The sequence below is a fragment of the Tardisphaera saccharovorans genome, assembly GCF_046635845.1.
Taxonomy (GTDB): domain Archaea; phylum Thermoproteota; class Thermoprotei_A; order Marsarchaeales; family UBA168; genus UBA168.
Genome location: NZ_JAQQXN010000009.1, coordinates 1 through 14,343 on the forward strand (window position 1 = coordinate 1; position 14,343 = coordinate 14,343).

Consider the following 14,343-nt stretch of genomic DNA (forward strand, 5'->3'; position numbering starts at 1 on the left):
CAGCCCTCTTCACTATGCCGACATCATATTCCTTCTCCCAGTTTTTGATGGACATGCCTTGACACGATCAATGGCCCCATCTACGCCTTTTAAACGCTACATTAAAAGTGCGGGCGGAAAAATGCAAGCACTTTTCATCAAACAAGCTACGCGAAGACCTCCTAACGATCGGCCACCTGCACAAAATTAAAAGTATTCAAAGGAGCCTATGGCAACTGTTCTATAACGTCGGGAAGATCGCCAAACTTGTCGGGATCGAGATAGGCATCAGGCTTAATCTGGTAACTGGCAGAGGCATGACCTATGAGTATGGCCTTCATCCCAGCCCGCTTGGCACCAACCACATCTGTCTCATAAGTATCTCCAACGTAAACAACCTTGTCCCGTTCATATAAAAGCCCAAGCCTTGCAAGCGCCACGTCAAAGATCAACGGATCCGGTTTCTTAAATCCTACCTCGGAGGAAAGCACTATGACGTCAAAAAGCCTATGCAGTCCGTAAGTCCTTAACTCAGGCCAAGTGAACGCGGCCTGGGCGTTCGATATCAACGCAAGCGGTCTTCCTAGCCTTCCCAAAACCTCTTCAACACCATTTCTAAGCCCGAACTTCTTGATGCTCAACGCCCTGAAAACGAGACACGCTTCCTCCACAAACCTACGCCTCGCGGACGAACCCAGTATGACTTCCATGACATCCCTCACGTCAGCCTCGGGGTACCGCAAGCCCATGCTGACCTCCCTCTTCAGCCTCTTATCGAACTCCGCCCTATAGGAGGTAGCGAGCTTCTGCGGATCCACGTGAACCTCATTGAGTTCCAGCCACCGCGAGAAAGTCTCAAAAAGCTTCTCGTCTTGCTCGTCCGTTTCTATCAGGAAAAGGGTTCCATAAGCGTCGAAAGCAACCGCCTTAGGCTTCATAGTTACATCAATCTCACAAATTTAAAGCAACCGTTAGCGCCCCGTAAGCCCTCACACAGACATTCTTATTTCGGTCCCTTTACATTATTTATATGATAGAACTTACTTCCGACGCGCTTTCATACGCGCAAGAGCATGGAGCCGAATACGTGGAGGTAAGAGGAGAAACGACGGAGTTTCTCGACTTACTGGTAGAGGATCGCGGCGTCGTTCACTCCATTGGAGGTATATATAACGGAGTTGGAATAAGGACTTTTTACGGCTCCGGGAGAGGATATTCCTCGACGTCCTTCATAACTAAAACCTCGATCGAAAGGGCCGTCGAGGAATCCGTTAGAATGGCCAGGGCGTCGAACTTCAACGCCACCAAAGTAAAGCCAATTGAGGGAAGGGTTGAAAACGTGAAGGCCCCAATGAAGCAGGATCCAAGGGAACTCGACAGTCAAGATAAGGTAAAGGAGGTATTGGCACTAGCTAGAGCGGCATCAAAGGTAACGTCTGCAAAGCTGACAAGGTTGCACTACCTGGAACTTTACGAGGACAGAACCCTGGCCACGAACTACGGCCTAAGGCTCAGAAGCATAAAGCCCTCGGTATACGTGTCCATAGAGGCCTATGGTGATGACTGGCAACTCATCTATGAGGATGGATACGTTGGAGGATGGGAGGTTTTCAAGCAGATCAGGAAGGACGTTGACGAGTTCTACGAACAGCTCGTCTTCTCTTCAACTGATGCGGAAGCCGAAAGCGTCGTGCTCTCTCCAAGGGCCGCCTCGAATTTCTTAATTGACGACGTCCTACCCCAATATGTCTTTCCTAGTGAAAGCTCGTACGATCGCTTCCCGTTGCCTAACTTAGAAGTTTTAGATGACCCCACTCGGGAATCAGGCTACGGATACATGCCATTTGACGACGAGGGAGTGAAGGCCGAGCCGATACAGCTCGTGGCAAGCGGCAAGGTCGAGCGCAAGCTTACCACAAGGGAACTTGACGACTACGGAGGAAGGGCGAGAGCGCAGGACTTCATACATGAGCCGGGACCCGCAAACAGCAACACCAGGGTCGTGTCAATTGAAAAAACCTCAATGCCAAAGGACTTCTACTACGTGCCTTTTACATATTCTCTGGGCTCCTTCAACTCGGGCGAGGTCATTTGGCTCTATTCACCCCTTACCGTGGTCTACAAGGGCGGCGCGCCGGTTGGCAGAAAAGCGCTCAGACTGGGTATTGACCTATCTAAGGTAAAGGTAACGGGCATAGAAGGGGAACCGAAAGGCTTCGGATGCCTCAGGAAATTTGGAGGTGGGCTCATACCTATAGCCGAGGAATCCGATGCCCTTCTCGTGGAGGGGGGAACCGTTGACTGAAGATCAGCTCGAATCTGCGGCCGAGATGGCCGTGTTTGATGCCGAGAAGCTCGGGGCGAGGGAGGCCGAGGCCTATGCCTCCTCCATAAGAGGCCTTAGGGCAGAGGTGGTGGACGGCTACCTTCATTACTCTTCCATATTCAACGAGGTGGGCGTGGGAATAAGGATAGTTGAAGATGGTGCCACGGGCTTCAGCTTCACAAATTCGCTAACGAAGAAGGACATCAGAGATGCTGTTGAAAGGGCCTTTCACCTCTGCAAGAGCTCAAGACCCGATTTTCCGCCAGCTACCCTCCCTAAGTCGCTGGGAAAGAACCAGATAGGCGACTCCTACGATCCACGCATAGCTAAGATAAACGTGGAGAGCGTCGTGAACTTGGCAAAAGAGATAGTTGACGGCATAATGGAGGTCGACAAAAAGCATGAGCTTCACGCGAGAGGTAGCGTCAGATCCGTCGAGCTCATAAGGGCGGTTGACACCGCAGGCGCAGGAATTGTGACCGAATCGGTAACGATGCTGCAAGGGCTCGCAAGGGCAACGCTGCGCTCGGACCCACTTTCAAGTTGGAGCGAGTGGGACGGCGTCAGGGTTGGGAGCCTTGATGGGGCCAGCGAGGGATCGACGGCGGCCGAAAACTGCCTATCCCTAAAGAACGCCTCCAAGCTTGCAGATAAGCCGGGGCCCATGCTTTTAGATAAACAAGCGCTCGCATCGATAATGTCTGTTGCATGGAGGGTTTTCGATGCCTCTTGGGGTGGGCACTTAGAGCTAGGTCATCAGATAGGCCAGTCATTCCTCAGCATTTACGACGACGAAGTTGCCCCAAATGGGATATCGTCAAGGGGATTTGATGATGAGGGACTTAAGACTGGCCTCATACGCTTGGTGGAATCGGGCACCGTTACGACGCTCCTCACTAACTACAGGTGGGCACAAAAACTGAAGCTCAATCCAACTGCCAGCGCCTACAGGTATGGGGATAGGCCATTTACGGCATCTCCGCAAATTGGTCCTACCAACATATCCATCAAGGGAGATAACGAGGATTTAGGAGAAATGCTCAAGGGAACGCGGGGAGGAATCCACGTGATCGATGCCCGCAACGTCAAGCTTATTGGAAAAATGCTCACTTTCTCTGCCTTTCCAGCCTTTGAGATAAGCAACACCGGCGAGGACTCTTCTCCCCTTAGGCCGGTTGAGATATCCATACCCATAGAGCAGTTCTTTAAACGCATAATTGCTGTTGAAAGCGGCAAAAAGGAATATCCCGGGGTATCGGCGTCGGCGGTAGCGCTCTCGTCAAGTCGAGGGGCGCGAGTCGGCGTCCCCTAAACCTCGAAAAGAAGCTGTCCCTGTTTTCTTCTTCCTTCTCAAATTCCTCAAGAAGTTGCCTTTGCCTTTCGGTCAGCTTCTTTGGGATCTGAACGTTTATCCTAACCACTTCGTCTCCGCTCGCGCCTCTTCCCCTTACCCCAGCGCCCTTTATCCTTATGGTAGAACCGGGCTGAGTGCCAGGAGATATATGAACTACCTGCTTGCCCTCTAGCGTTGGGACCTCGATATCGCCTCCAAGCGCGGCCTTTGACATGGGTATTGTTATGTCCACAACTACGTCGTTACCGTCCCGGGTAAATGTGGGATGTGGAGCGACCGTTAGGTGGACGTAGACGTCTCCCGACCTTCCCGATCTTCCCGCGTTTCCCTGTCCCGCAAGTCTAAGCACCTCACCATCCTCAACTCCCGCAGGTACGTCAACAATTATCGATCTTTCTTTCCTCACGTAACCCGTGCCTCCGCACGTGGGACAGGGCTTCTCAATCACGTAACCCTTTCCTCCACAAGTGTTACAGGGAACTACCTGCACAAATCTCGCAAATCCTATTCCGGACACCTTCCTCACGTAACCCGTGCCTCCGCACGTGGGACAGGTTTTTCTTGCGGTCCCCGGCGCCGCTCCTGTCCCACCGCACGTGGGGCAGACCTCAATTCTCTTTATCCTTATGGTTTTTTGGACTCCCTTAACGGCTTCCTCAAAGCTCAGCTTAAGGCTGACGTGGATATCACTGCCCCTCTGAGCCGATGAGGGACCATAGCCGAAAAGCGTCTGGAAAAAATCCTCCATGTTAAGATCTCTAAATATGTCGCCAAAGTCGACCCCACTGAAAATGTCCTCTTCGGAGTGCTTTCTGCCGAAGCCCTCCGCTCCTTCGGCATCGTATTCCCGGCGCTTTTCATCATCGGAAAGAACTGCATAGGCCTCTGAGATGAGCTTGAACTTCTCCTCTGCCTCCGGGGACTTGTTCCTGTCCGGATGATACTGAAGCGCAAGTTTGCGGAAGGCGGCCTTTATCTCCTCTTTAGTGGCGTTTCTGGGAACGCCAAGGACTTCGTAGTAATCTACGTCGGCCACCTTCCATCGCTTCCCTACGATTGCTTATCTCCCTCGACTTTAAAGTTCGCGTCCTTGGCTTCTCCCGTGCCCTGCGCTTGCGTCCCGGTGGCATTTGATGATGAAGCAGCACTATAAGCCACTGTCCCCACCTCAGAAAGCACTTTCTGAAGTCCCTCGGTTCTGCTCTTTATCAGGTTTACGTCATCTCCCTTCAAGGCCTCCCTCAGGTCCTTTATGGCTGAATTGACGCGTTCCTTGAGGTCCGATGGAACCTTATCTCCGAGATCCGCTAGCGACTTCTCACTCGCGTATATCAGCGAGTCAGCGTTGTTCTTTGCCTCAGCGAGCTCCTTCTTCTTCTTGTCCTCTTCCGCGAAACGCTCTGCCTCCTTAATCATCCTCTCCTTTTCCTCCTCGCTGAGCTTGGTCGATCCAGTTATCGTTATTTTCTGCTGTTTTCCGGTCGCCTTATCAACAGCTGTCACGTTGAGGATGCCGTTGGCATCTATGTCGAAGGTCACCTCTATCTGAGGTACTCCTCTCGGGGCAGGAGGTATTCCGGATAGTGTAAACATACCAAGTGAAAGGTTATCGGCCGCCATTGGTCTCTCGCCCTGAAGCACGTGGATTGTGACCTCGGTTTGGAAGTCCGCGGCGGTCGTAAATATCTGGGACTTTCTTGTAGGGATCGTCGTGTTCCTATCAATTATCTTTGTGAACACGCCTCCGACGGTCTCGACCCCCAAGGATAGTGGGGTGACGTCAAGAAGAACGATATCACTTATCTCTCCAGCCAAAACTGCTCCCTGGATGGCGGCACCTATGGCAACGCATTCCATTGGATCGATTCCTCTCTCAGGGGCTTTGCCGAGGAGCTCCTGCACGAACCTCTGTACTATGGGCATTTTTGTCGGGCCCCCTACCAGGATGATCTTATCTATGTCCTCCTTCTTCCATTTCGCATCTTGAAGGGCCTGGGCGAGAGGGGCCTTTGTCCTCTCTAGAATGGGGGCCACGAGCTCCTCCAGCTTGGCTCTGGTCAACGTCGCGGTCAGATGCTTGGGCCCAGTTGCATCTGTGGCTATGAAGGGCACGTTTATGTCGGTGGTCAACATGGATGAGAGCTCTATCTTGGCCTTTTCCGCGGCTTCTCTAACCCGCTGCATCGCCATCTGGTCTCCAGTCAGGTCTATCCCCGTCTGGTCCTTGAACTGCTTCACGAGATAGTTGACTATTGCGTTATCCATGTCGGTACCTCCGAGCTGGGTATCTCCATTCGTCGCCTTCACCTCAAAAACTCCGCCTCCGAACTCCATCAGCGTGACGTCGTAAGTCCCTCCACCAAGCTCGAAAACCAAGATCTTCATCTCCTTGTCGGACTTATCTACCCCATATGCCAGCGCTGAAGCGGTGGGCTCGTTTATTATCCTAACCACTTCAAGTCCAGCTATGGTACCAGCGTCCTTAGTCGCCTGCCTTTGATTGTCATTGAAGTGTGCCGGGACCGTTATGACGGCCTTCTTTATGGGTTCACCGAGATAGGTTTCTGCGTCACGCTTTATCTTTTGAAGCAGAAAAGCTGAAAGCTGCTCTGGGGTATACTCCTTCCCGTATATCTTGTACTTATAATTTGTTCCTATCTTCCTCTTCCAAGCTGCTACGGTTCCCTCGGGATTAGTAGCGGCCTGCCTTCTCGCGGGCTCCCCTACAAGCAGCTGGCCGTCCTTAGTAAAAGCAACGTAGGAGGGAAAGGCCTTACCTCCCCATACCGTTATACCCTCTGCGCTCGGGATCACTACAGGCCTGCCACCCTGCATAACCGCAGCTGCGGAATTGCTCGTACCCAGATCTATGCCCAATATCTTTTCTGGCATTTTCTGATATCATGTATAACGGTCATACGCCCTATATGTTTTTTGATCCGCCGATTTTTACTGGGCTTTTCAAGCTAAGTTAACGGTTTATCTCACTGTACTTGCCTAGATTTAGAGATCTTGACTATCGACGGCCTTAGCACCTTCCCCTTCAGCGTGTATCCCTTGCGCAACTCCACTGCAACGGTGCCAGCGGGCAAGTCGGTTTCCTCTTCACCTACTGCCTCATGAATCATTGGATCAAACTTTGACCCAACTGCGGGAATCTCCTCTATTCCTGCCTCCTTAAAAGCTGAGCGAAACTCATCAAGTATCATCCTAAGTCCCTCCTTAAGGTTTTGATCGCTTGTCTGCTGCCATACCCTTTGCAAATCATCAACCGCAGAGATCACTGGAAGAAAGGCCTTCGCCTCAAGCGAAAGAACCCTAGCTTCTATTTCAGCGTCTTCCCTTTTCCTTACGTTTTCCAGATCCGCTAACGCGTACATGAGCTGCTTTTGAACCTGCTCCAGTCTTCTGTTAGCTATCTCTTTGTCCAAAAAGAGCAAACCTGGATCGATTTCCACGAAGGCCCCACCTATGACATAAAAACGGTGCCATAATAAAAGTATCGGAATTAGACCTTGGCGCCATTACATAACCTACCCAAGAGGGCGAATCGGGTCAGGTCTCGCTTTCAGTTTAAAAGCCGCTCACGCAGTTTCTGATAAGTTGCCTTCTCTTAAGAACCCGCTCCCGAAAGATAACGTCATAGTTCATCTGATCATGAGATCCCGGTTCTAAGAACGCTTTTTAACGACCAAGGATTTCGTTGTATGATCAACGAAGATCTGGCTTTAAACCTAATACGTCGTGCTGAGCAACTCGGCGCTTCTTACGTCGAAACCCGTTTCGAGGAATCCGAGGAAGAGGGGGCAATCGTTAAAAACAGGGAGGTCGACGCGGTGGGATATTCGCGCGCGAGTGGAGTGGGAATTCGGGTGGTTTACAGAGGAGCGCTTGGTTTTTCATCAACAAACGACCTGTCTGAAGCAAGCCTAATGAAGATGTTGGACACCGCTATCAGCATGGCCAAAGCCGCGAGCATCAGGATAAAGAATCCCGTGCGCGTCGCTCAGATTGAAAGCGTCTCAGCAAAATGGGCATCGGAGCGCAAGCAAAATCCTTTCTCAGTACCCATGGAGGAAAAGATAAACGAACTGCTCGCCCTAGATGATTACGCAACTTATGCTGACGTCACATTCCCCGCTAGGGTGTTTTCAATCGGGTTCAATGAAAAGAGAAAACTCATCGTTAACAGCTACGGGGATAAAGTGGAGAGTGATGTATTAAGGGCGGAGGGCTTTATCTTTCTAACTGCCTATAACCCGCAAAAAGGAAGCATACAAAAATATGATCAACTGGGCGAGGCCAGCGGATGGGAAGCGGTGGCCAAATGGGACTTAAGGAATAGGACGAAGGAACTGGCAAACGTCCTTTCAGATAACTTGATGAAGGGGACCCTTCCCGAGACTGGGGAGAAAGACGTGGTTTTGGGCTCTGAGGTATCCGGCATAGTCGTCCACGAGTCCGCCGGTCATCCAGCAGAAGCAGATAGGATACTTGGAAGGGAGGCCGCGCAAGCTGGTGAGTCGTACCTCAAGCCAACTTCATTGGGCCTTAAGATCGGATCAGATAAGGTCAACGTAATCGATGACCCAACATTGCCCCATTCTTACGGGTACTACCTCTACGATGATGAGGGTGTAAAAGCTAGGCCCAGGTACCTCATAAAAGATGGTATAATAAATGAGTTTCTTCATAATAGGGAAACCGCGTCCCTTCTGGGAGCCCAGCCAAACGGCGCAGCCAGGGCCTCAGCTTTTGACAGGGAACCCATGGTAAGGATGGCAAACACCTATTTCGCGCCAGGAGATCAATCATTGGATGAACTGGTAGAAGGCATAAGCGATGGCGTATACATAAAGTCTTTCATGGAATGGAACATCGATGACGTGAGGTGGAACGAAAGGTACGTCGGGTTGGAGGCCTATTCCATAAAGAACGGCAAGATCGAGGAGCCACTCAAGGCTCCCGTGCTGGAAATAACAACCGGAAAGCTCTATTCAAGCGTTGACGCCGTTAGCAGAAACCTTGCTTTCAACGCCGCCACGTGTGGCAAAGGTGAACCATCGCAAGGAGTTCCTGTGTGGACAGGAGGTGCCGAGGTAAGACTTAGAAGGGTGAGGATTTCTAAGAGGTGATCCGAATGCAAAGCGCCGATCTGGACGTCGCTCAAGTGGTCGTAAGGAGCGCAAAACCGGGCGAGGAGGTAGCATGCCTCATAGCTTCAACTTCCAGAAAGATGGTGAGGTTCTCTAACGGCGAGTTCACGGTTTCCCAAGCATGGAATGAGATCGAGACCGCGATACTTTACAAGAACCGTGGAAGCATCGCGGTTGGCTCCACCCTAAGCACCGCCACGGACGCAGCCCTCAGCCTGCTCGACAGGCTGAGGATTTCGGCGGCATCCATGAAGCCCAAGCAGGATTTTTCAAAGCTAGCGCCCAAGAGCTCGTATAAACCTCTCACAGAAGCGCCCAAGGAACCCGTATCAGATGGCATGCTGGCTGACATGGTGCTCAGAGCGGACTCCGCTGCCTTAGCAAATGGCGCTGAGAGGTCCGCAGTTGTGCTGAACTCAGAGGACAATTCATGGCACTTGGTCACGACAACTGGGGCAGAACTAACAGCTACTTCCACGTCAAATCACCTGGTAATAAGGGCTTTCTCAGGCCAGGGCTCTGGGCAAGGCATAACGGCTTCAAGCCGCCTGTCTAACCTCAACCCAGAGGCAGCTGGTGGGAGGGCCGGAGAGCTGGCAAGAGATGCGAGGTCTCCCGAACCAGGCGAGGAGGGATACTTCGATGTTGTCCTTGATCCTTCCATATTTGCTAACCTCGTAGATTCAATCGGATATGCCTCTTCGGCCTATTCGGTCGAGTCTGGCTTTTCGTTCCTGGCTGGGAGGCTTGGCAACGACGTAGCTCCGCCGTTCCTCTCAATATACGATGATGGGCTCCTCAAGGATGGGTTACTGGTAAGGCCGTTTGATGACGAAGGGTACCCCACGCAGAGAACTTCAATAATAGAGGCAGGACACCTCAGACATTACCTGACCAACTCTCACTTTTCTAACAAGATGGGCATTCCAAATACCGCTAACGCTGGATGGATTGAACCAAGGCCATGGAACTTAGAGGTATCCGCTGGAAAAGACGAAGAAAGCGATCTCTTTTCCGGCCACGTCATATACATAACCAATAACTGGTACACCAGATTTCAAAACTACGTCACCGGAGATTTCTCCACGATACTCAGAGATGCCGTATTCGAAGTGAAGGAAGGGAAGAGGATAAGGGCACTTAAGGGATTACGGCTCAGCGATAACCTGCCCAGGATGCTGTCATCCATAACTGCGCTGGGAAACAGACAATACCTCATCAGATGGTGGGAGGTCGAAACACCTGTTTTACTGCCGTACGTAAGGATTAGCGGCGTGCACCTGACCTCGGCTGGCTGAGCCCTATAATAAACCCCTAGCAAGTTCACCCTCATAACTGGAGCAGAGTTGCGCAGCCAGAACCGACAAACCCCTATCAGCGACTGGAATATTTGAGCACCGAAAAATCCAAACCGGTCAGGTAAGTACGATATCGCTCAAGCTTCATGCTCATCTGATTTTTACTTTATCTTTGTATACCAAAAAATATATAAACTATAATGATAATATTATTTGAAATGAGGATATACGTGAAAGGCAAGTGGCTTGAAGAAGACGAGATAACCAGCTTGTACAAGACCGTAAGCCCACCGCAAAAAAGAATTCTCGAGACGCTTTACAAAATAGGGCAGCCATCAACAATAAGCACTATTTCAATGAAAACTGGGATAAAGCGCCAATACGTTTCAGTACTCATGAAGAAACTAATTGAAGGAAATTACGTAAAGAAGTACGGACGCCGCAACGCGCTCTACGCCATAACCGATCAGGGATATCAAGCCATAGAGAAAGGCGAAAAGGTAACCGCGTGAAAACCGCGACGGCTCTACTTAAGTCGCGGTGCCAGAGTTGAGCGACTTATCCTCTCAAATACCTCTCTCTGCGCATCAGTCATTTGCCCTGTCATATTGATAAAAGATAAAGCGTTTTGAACTGCATACCCATGAAAGTGATTATTAAACAGGACGTAAGAGGTCATCTCCTCAAGCTTCTTAAGCCTATCAGCCCAAGGCCTCAACTCGTCGTCTGAATACTTATAATCAAACCACACCTTTTCTCCGTGCCCGTGAAACCTAACGTAAACGCTGTCAGAAGTTATGAAGTTGTAAGGAGGAAGCAGCGGCTCATCAACGGCGACATACGGTATTCCACGGTCGCTTAGTTTCAATATAACGTCGTCATTGACGATGGAGGCATTCCTGAATTCTACTGCGACAAATATTTTTCCTTCGATTGTCGAAAGGAAGTCGAAGAGGTAAGGCGAGTCTTCCGCCCCGAAATAAGGAGGAAGCTGTAGAAGCGACGGGCCAAGCTTGCCGCTGCTTTGCAGCGGCTTTAAGAAAAGCATAAAATCATCGAGGTCAGCATCAATATCGCCGAGCTTGCCCAGCATCTTCTCGTGGGTTATAGAGCGATTGAACTTCGGAAGAAACTTGAAACCGTCTGGCGAAGAGGCAGCAAGTCCCTTGGCCATGGAGGGTGGAGGAACCCTGTAAAACGTGGAGTCTATCTCAGCTATATCAAACACCTTAGAGTACTGCGAGAACTTGCGGTCCGGAGTATTATATAGGATTCCCACCCACTCATCGTAGCTCCAACCCGAACAACCCACATAGATCACATGCTAACCCCTCGTCAAGTTCTTCCCTTGGTTTTCCCAGCGCTCTATCCAATCGGGAACCTCTATCAACGAGCTTATGTGGCCTCCTATGCCGTCATCGCAAGAACCATGCCCGCCATCAAAGATTAAATAATGCCCGCTGTCCCTAAACATGGAAAAATCCATGGTATGGTCGCCCACGGTCACGACCGCTTCCATGGGTAATGAGAGGTAACGACGTATGTCATCTATTACGGCATCCTTCCTCGTGGGGTTAACTGCGATCTTCGCGCAACACACAATTCCACTCTCGTCAAACTCGAGCGAGTTACAAAACCTCAACGCTATGCCCATGGAACTTACCAATTCATCGATAAGATTGCACACGCCAGCCGACACCGCTGCAACTTCCCATCCCATCTCCTTCAGCTTTCTAATTACGGCCACAGCCTCTGGCCTGGGCCTTAGCCTCGTCCTAATGCGATCTATGTCATGTCTAGTTAACTTAAGCCGCCTTAGATCCTCAATGGTCAGCTCGACCAGGCGCTCGTAATCTATGTCGCCAGCTTCAAAAGCCGCAAAGCGCTGGTCAGAAAGGGCGGCCTGGCCACGGATAGAATAAAGCAAACGCCAGCTGCTCTTCTCGTCATCTAGCGTTCCATCAACGTCAAAAATCACGACACCCTTCATGCTAATCACTAAGGCCCCAGCTATCGCGGGAGAGGTAGCAAACAATAGACGTTGCAATATAAGTATTTTGGGAACGCTCCCGCAAGCCAGCACTAAACCCACGGCGCGAAGAAAACCACGACCTCGATTTCGCCATAAGCACAGCACCTTATGAAAGTCAAGGCTAGGAAATTCAAAACTCTCGGGGGCCGCTAGGGCCGATGTCGCGCTTTGGAATCTCAACGACGTGCAAGGGTGAGCTAGATCTAGGGGCTGAATACCTTAGCTAACCACCGCATGTCTTCCGGTACTACCCTGTTGGCCTTGACCGCTTCCTTAAGCGGGACAGCGACTATCTTCTCTCCCTGAAGGCTGACCATTTTGCCAAAGTCGCCGTTCTTTATGAGATCAGCCGCAGCGATTCCAAACCTTGTTGCTAATATCCTGTCGTACGCCGTAGGGCTACCTCCTCTCTGGACATGCCCAAGCACCACAGACCGGGTCTCCACGCCCGTGCGCTTCTCGATTTCCTTCTCAAGCCACTCTCCTATTCCTCCCAGCCTCTCATGACCGAACGCGTCTTTTTGGGAACTCCGAGTGAAGAAGTCCTCAATTCCCTTGGGGACTGCTCCCTCGGCAACCACGACGATGGCGAACTTGCGGCCCTGTTCGTATCTCTTCTTAACCATTGAACACACCTCATCTATGTCAAAGGGTTCCTCTGGCAGCAATATGACGTCAGCGCCACCCGCCAAGCCAGAGTACAACGCTATCCATCCCGCATGCCGACCCATAACCTCAACAACTATGGTGCGCTGATGCGATTCAGCAGTGGTGTGTATTCTGTCGATGGCCTCTGTAGCTATGGCAACAGCAGTGTCAAAGCCAAAAGTGCGATCGGTCCCGGACAAGTCATTGTCGATAGTCTTAGGTATGCCGACGACCTTGTAGCCCAGATCGCTGAGCTTCGCGGCAACGCCCTGCGTATCGTCTCCGCCAATGGCGACTATTGCATCAAGGCCAAGCTCCTCTATGTTGCGCAGCAGCTTGTTTTTGTCATCCTCGTTCGCGAAGGGATTTGTCCTAGAGGTACCCAGAATCGTTCCGCCTTTCGGCAGGATCCCGGAAACCGCATCTCTGTCTAATTTCATCACGTCTTTTTCGAGCAGGCCTGCCCATCCCCGCCTTATGCCGACGACTTCATACCCATAACTAAGGGCACGCCTCGTAACACCCCGTATGGCAGCGTTAAGGCCCGGCGCATCACCACCGCCCGTAAGTACGCCAATCTTCATTTGCGAGAACACCTGCCGTCAATTTTAAGTTTTCCGTCTTAGTTTTACGAACCTAAACGAGCCAGTAAGCGCTCATTTTTGCAGGCGAGTTTTTACGCGCCAGCTCACGAAGAGCTCATGGAAAGGCGCAAGGAAGCCTATAAGCGGTCCCTCTTTCAGCTTAGACTCAGACTAGCCAGCACCGAATACGATATAGAACGCAAGAGGTTAGCGGTTAACAACCCCATCCAACTTTACAAGGACATACTGCAAATCAAGATATCAATTAAGGAGCTTGAAGACAAGCTAAATACTTTGAAAACCGATGACGACCTTGAGAAGTGGAGAGAGACCGCAAAAGCGGTTTTCGCCTCTTTCTCTCAGGAAAAGACCTTACCCGCTTTTTTAAGCGAGGCATTTAAATCAGTTGCTGACCAATTCCGAGTCCGGTAATAAATACCTAGGAAGACCTATCTCATAAGTTTTAACTCTGTCGGGTGCCAGGCTATGATAGCCCCCCTTCCGCAAGGGAGATGGTAGATAGCCCCTTCTCTTCCCTTTTTATAGAAAGGCTCTACGGCCGTCTGACAAGATGGAGATGGGTGAAGCATGCCTGACCTTGAGGAAAATGAGAGGTCAGAGAACGGGAAGGCGCGAGAGGACAAAACCTACGACCTCAAGCTCGACAGGAGCAATATCCCGAAGGGCAGGCTCTTGCTTCTGCAGAGGCTCTTCTTGGAGGTAAAGTGGTTCAACAATCATATCGTGGCAACGAACACTACAGCGCTTGAACAGATGAAGACTACAAGCCGCCTGAAGGCGTTGCATCACCGGTTTCCGAGGACGGCGATAATTCCATGGAGGGAAAAGCTTTCAGTCAAGATTAGGCAGGAGTTCGAACGCGAGCACAACGTAAAGAGGGATGCGGTGAACAAGGTCGCCCACTAAGTTGCGAGCAATCGCGAGCAGTTGTTTTTCACGCCGACC

General features: G+C 51.0%; 14 protein-coding genes. 7 read left to right on the plus strand and 7 right to left on the minus strand.

Annotated features, from left to right (window positions below):
• Nucleotides 1-206: 206 nt before the first annotated feature.
• Entirely contained in the window at nt 207-917 is a 711-nt protein-coding gene (locus PRZ02_RS07150) for an HAD family hydrolase (protein WP_449465144.1), read from the minus strand.
• Between the two features lie 92 nt (nt 918-1,009).
• Here PRZ02_RS07150 and PRZ02_RS07155 point away from each other — a divergent pair, with 92 nt between their 5' ends.
• Both PRZ02_RS07155 and PRZ02_RS07160 read left to right on the plus strand, forming a co-directional pair.
• On the plus strand, nt 1,010-2,284 hold the full coding sequence (locus tag PRZ02_RS07155) for a metallopeptidase TldD-related protein (protein WP_449465145.1): 1,275 nt from the start codon (nt 1,010-1,012) through the stop codon (nt 2,282-2,284).
• Nucleotides 2,277-3,617: a TldD/PmbA family protein gene (locus PRZ02_RS07160; RefSeq protein ID WP_449465146.1), complete on the plus strand. Its 1,341-nt coding sequence runs from the start codon at nt 2,277-2,279 to the stop codon at nt 3,615-3,617. The genes PRZ02_RS07155 and PRZ02_RS07160 overlap by 8 nt, the downstream gene beginning before the upstream one ends.
• On the opposite strand, the gene dnaJ is transcribed toward PRZ02_RS07160, so the two are convergent.
• The 3 genes from dnaJ to PRZ02_RS07175 all read right to left on the minus strand — a co-directional run bounded on the left by dnaJ (nt 3,511) and on the right by PRZ02_RS07175 (nt 7,117).
• The gene (gene dnaJ, locus PRZ02_RS07165; RefSeq protein ID WP_449465147.1) at nt 3,511-4,695 is read right to left on the minus strand and encodes a molecular chaperone DnaJ; all 1,185 of its coding nucleotides are present in this window, start codon (nt 4,693-4,695) and stop codon (nt 3,511-3,513) included. The two genes, PRZ02_RS07160 and dnaJ, sit on opposite strands and share 107 nt — an antisense overlap.
• Nucleotides 4,696-4,709: 14 nt before the next feature.
• Nucleotides 4,710-6,551, minus strand: coding sequence for a molecular chaperone DnaK (gene dnaK / locus PRZ02_RS07170; RefSeq protein ID WP_449465148.1), 1,842 nt, complete (start codon nt 6,549-6,551; stop codon nt 4,710-4,712).
• A 92-nt stretch (nt 6,552-6,643) separates the two neighbouring features.
• Complete coding sequence (locus PRZ02_RS07175; RefSeq protein WP_449465149.1) at nt 6,644-7,117, minus strand: nucleotide exchange factor GrpE; 474 nt, start codon at nt 7,115-7,117, stop codon at nt 6,644-6,646.
• Nucleotides 7,118-7,366: 249 nt separating this feature from the next.
• Between PRZ02_RS07175 and PRZ02_RS07180 the strand changes: the two genes are divergently transcribed.
• The 3 genes from PRZ02_RS07180 (at nt 7,367) to PRZ02_RS07190 (ending at nt 10,625) form a co-directional block, all read left to right on the plus strand.
• Nucleotides 7,367-8,794, plus strand: a complete 1,428-nt coding sequence (locus PRZ02_RS07180) for a TldD/PmbA family protein (protein WP_449465150.1) — start codon at nt 7,367-7,369, stop codon at nt 8,792-8,794.
• 5 nt (nt 8,795-8,799) lie between these two features.
• The gene (locus PRZ02_RS07185; protein WP_449465151.1) at nt 8,800-10,113 is read left to right on the plus strand and encodes a TldD/PmbA family protein; all 1,314 of its coding nucleotides are present in this window, start codon (nt 8,800-8,802) and stop codon (nt 10,111-10,113) included.
• A gap of 218 nt (nt 10,114-10,331) precedes the next feature.
• Nucleotides 10,332-10,625 carry a MarR family transcriptional regulator gene (locus PRZ02_RS07190; protein ID WP_449465152.1) on the plus strand — a complete coding sequence of 98 codons (294 nt, stop codon included), beginning with the start codon at nt 10,332-10,334 and terminating at the stop codon, nt 10,623-10,625.
• A 14-nt stretch (nt 10,626-10,639) separates the two neighbouring features.
• Here PRZ02_RS07190 and PRZ02_RS07195 read toward each other — a convergent pair whose 3' ends face one another.
• The 3 genes from PRZ02_RS07195 to PRZ02_RS07205 form a co-directional block, all read right to left on the minus strand.
• Nucleotides 10,640-11,434, minus strand: coding sequence for a DUF72 domain-containing protein (locus PRZ02_RS07195; protein ID WP_449465153.1), 795 nt, complete (start codon nt 11,432-11,434; stop codon nt 10,640-10,642).
• Nucleotides 11,435-11,437: 3 nt separating this feature from the next.
• On the minus strand, nt 11,438-12,103 hold the full coding sequence (locus PRZ02_RS07200; protein ID WP_449465154.1) for an HAD-IB family phosphatase: 666 nt from the start codon (nt 12,101-12,103) through the stop codon (nt 11,438-11,440).
• A gap of 245 nt (nt 12,104-12,348) precedes the next feature.
• The gene (locus PRZ02_RS07205) at nt 12,349-13,377 is read right to left on the minus strand and encodes a 6-phosphofructokinase (RefSeq protein ID WP_449465155.1); all 1,029 of its coding nucleotides are present in this window, start codon (nt 13,375-13,377) and stop codon (nt 12,349-12,351) included.
• A 78-nt stretch (nt 13,378-13,455) separates the two neighbouring features.
• Here PRZ02_RS07205 and PRZ02_RS07210 point away from each other — a divergent pair, with 78 nt between their 5' ends.
• Together PRZ02_RS07210 and PRZ02_RS07215 are read left to right on the plus strand one after the other, a co-directional pair.
• Nucleotides 13,456-13,809, plus strand: coding sequence for a hypothetical protein (locus PRZ02_RS07210; RefSeq protein ID WP_449465156.1), 354 nt, complete (start codon nt 13,456-13,458; stop codon nt 13,807-13,809).
• A 156-nt stretch (nt 13,810-13,965) separates the two neighbouring features.
• Nucleotides 13,966-14,304, plus strand: coding sequence for a hypothetical protein (locus tag PRZ02_RS07215; protein ID WP_449465157.1), 339 nt, complete (start codon nt 13,966-13,968; stop codon nt 14,302-14,304).
• The last annotated feature ends 39 nt before the right edge of the window (nt 14,305-14,343 follow it).

Excerpts from the sequence above, each read along its gene's own strand:
- PRZ02_RS07150 (WP_449465144.1), bottom strand. The coding sequence starts at position 917 with ATGAAGCCTAAGGCGGTTGCTTTCGACGCTTATGGAACCCTTTTCCTG.
- PRZ02_RS07155 (WP_449465145.1), top strand. The coding sequence starts at position 1,010 with ATGATAGAACTTACTTCCGACGCGCTTTCATACGCGCAAGAGCATGGA.
- dnaK (WP_449465148.1), bottom strand. The coding sequence starts at position 6,551 with ATGCCAGAAAAGATATTGGGCATAGATCTGGGTACGAGCAATTCCGCA.
- PRZ02_RS07180 (WP_449465150.1), top strand. The coding sequence starts at position 7,367 with ATGATCAACGAAGATCTGGCTTTAAACCTAATACGTCGTGCTGAGCAA.
- PRZ02_RS07185 (WP_449465151.1), top strand. The coding sequence starts at position 8,800 with ATGCAAAGCGCCGATCTGGACGTCGCTCAAGTGGTCGTAAGGAGCGCA.
- PRZ02_RS07190 (WP_449465152.1), top strand. The coding sequence starts at position 10,332 with ATGAGGATATACGTGAAAGGCAAGTGGCTTGAAGAAGACGAGATAACC.
- PRZ02_RS07200 (WP_449465154.1), bottom strand. The coding sequence starts at position 12,103 with ATGAAGGGTGTCGTGATTTTTGACGTTGATGGAACGCTAGATGACGAG.
- PRZ02_RS07205 (WP_449465155.1), bottom strand. The coding sequence starts at position 13,377 with ATGAAGATTGGCGTACTTACGGGCGGTGGTGATGCGCCGGGCCTTAAC.
- PRZ02_RS07215 (WP_449465157.1), top strand. The coding sequence starts at position 13,966 with ATGCCTGACCTTGAGGAAAATGAGAGGTCAGAGAACGGGAAGGCGCGA.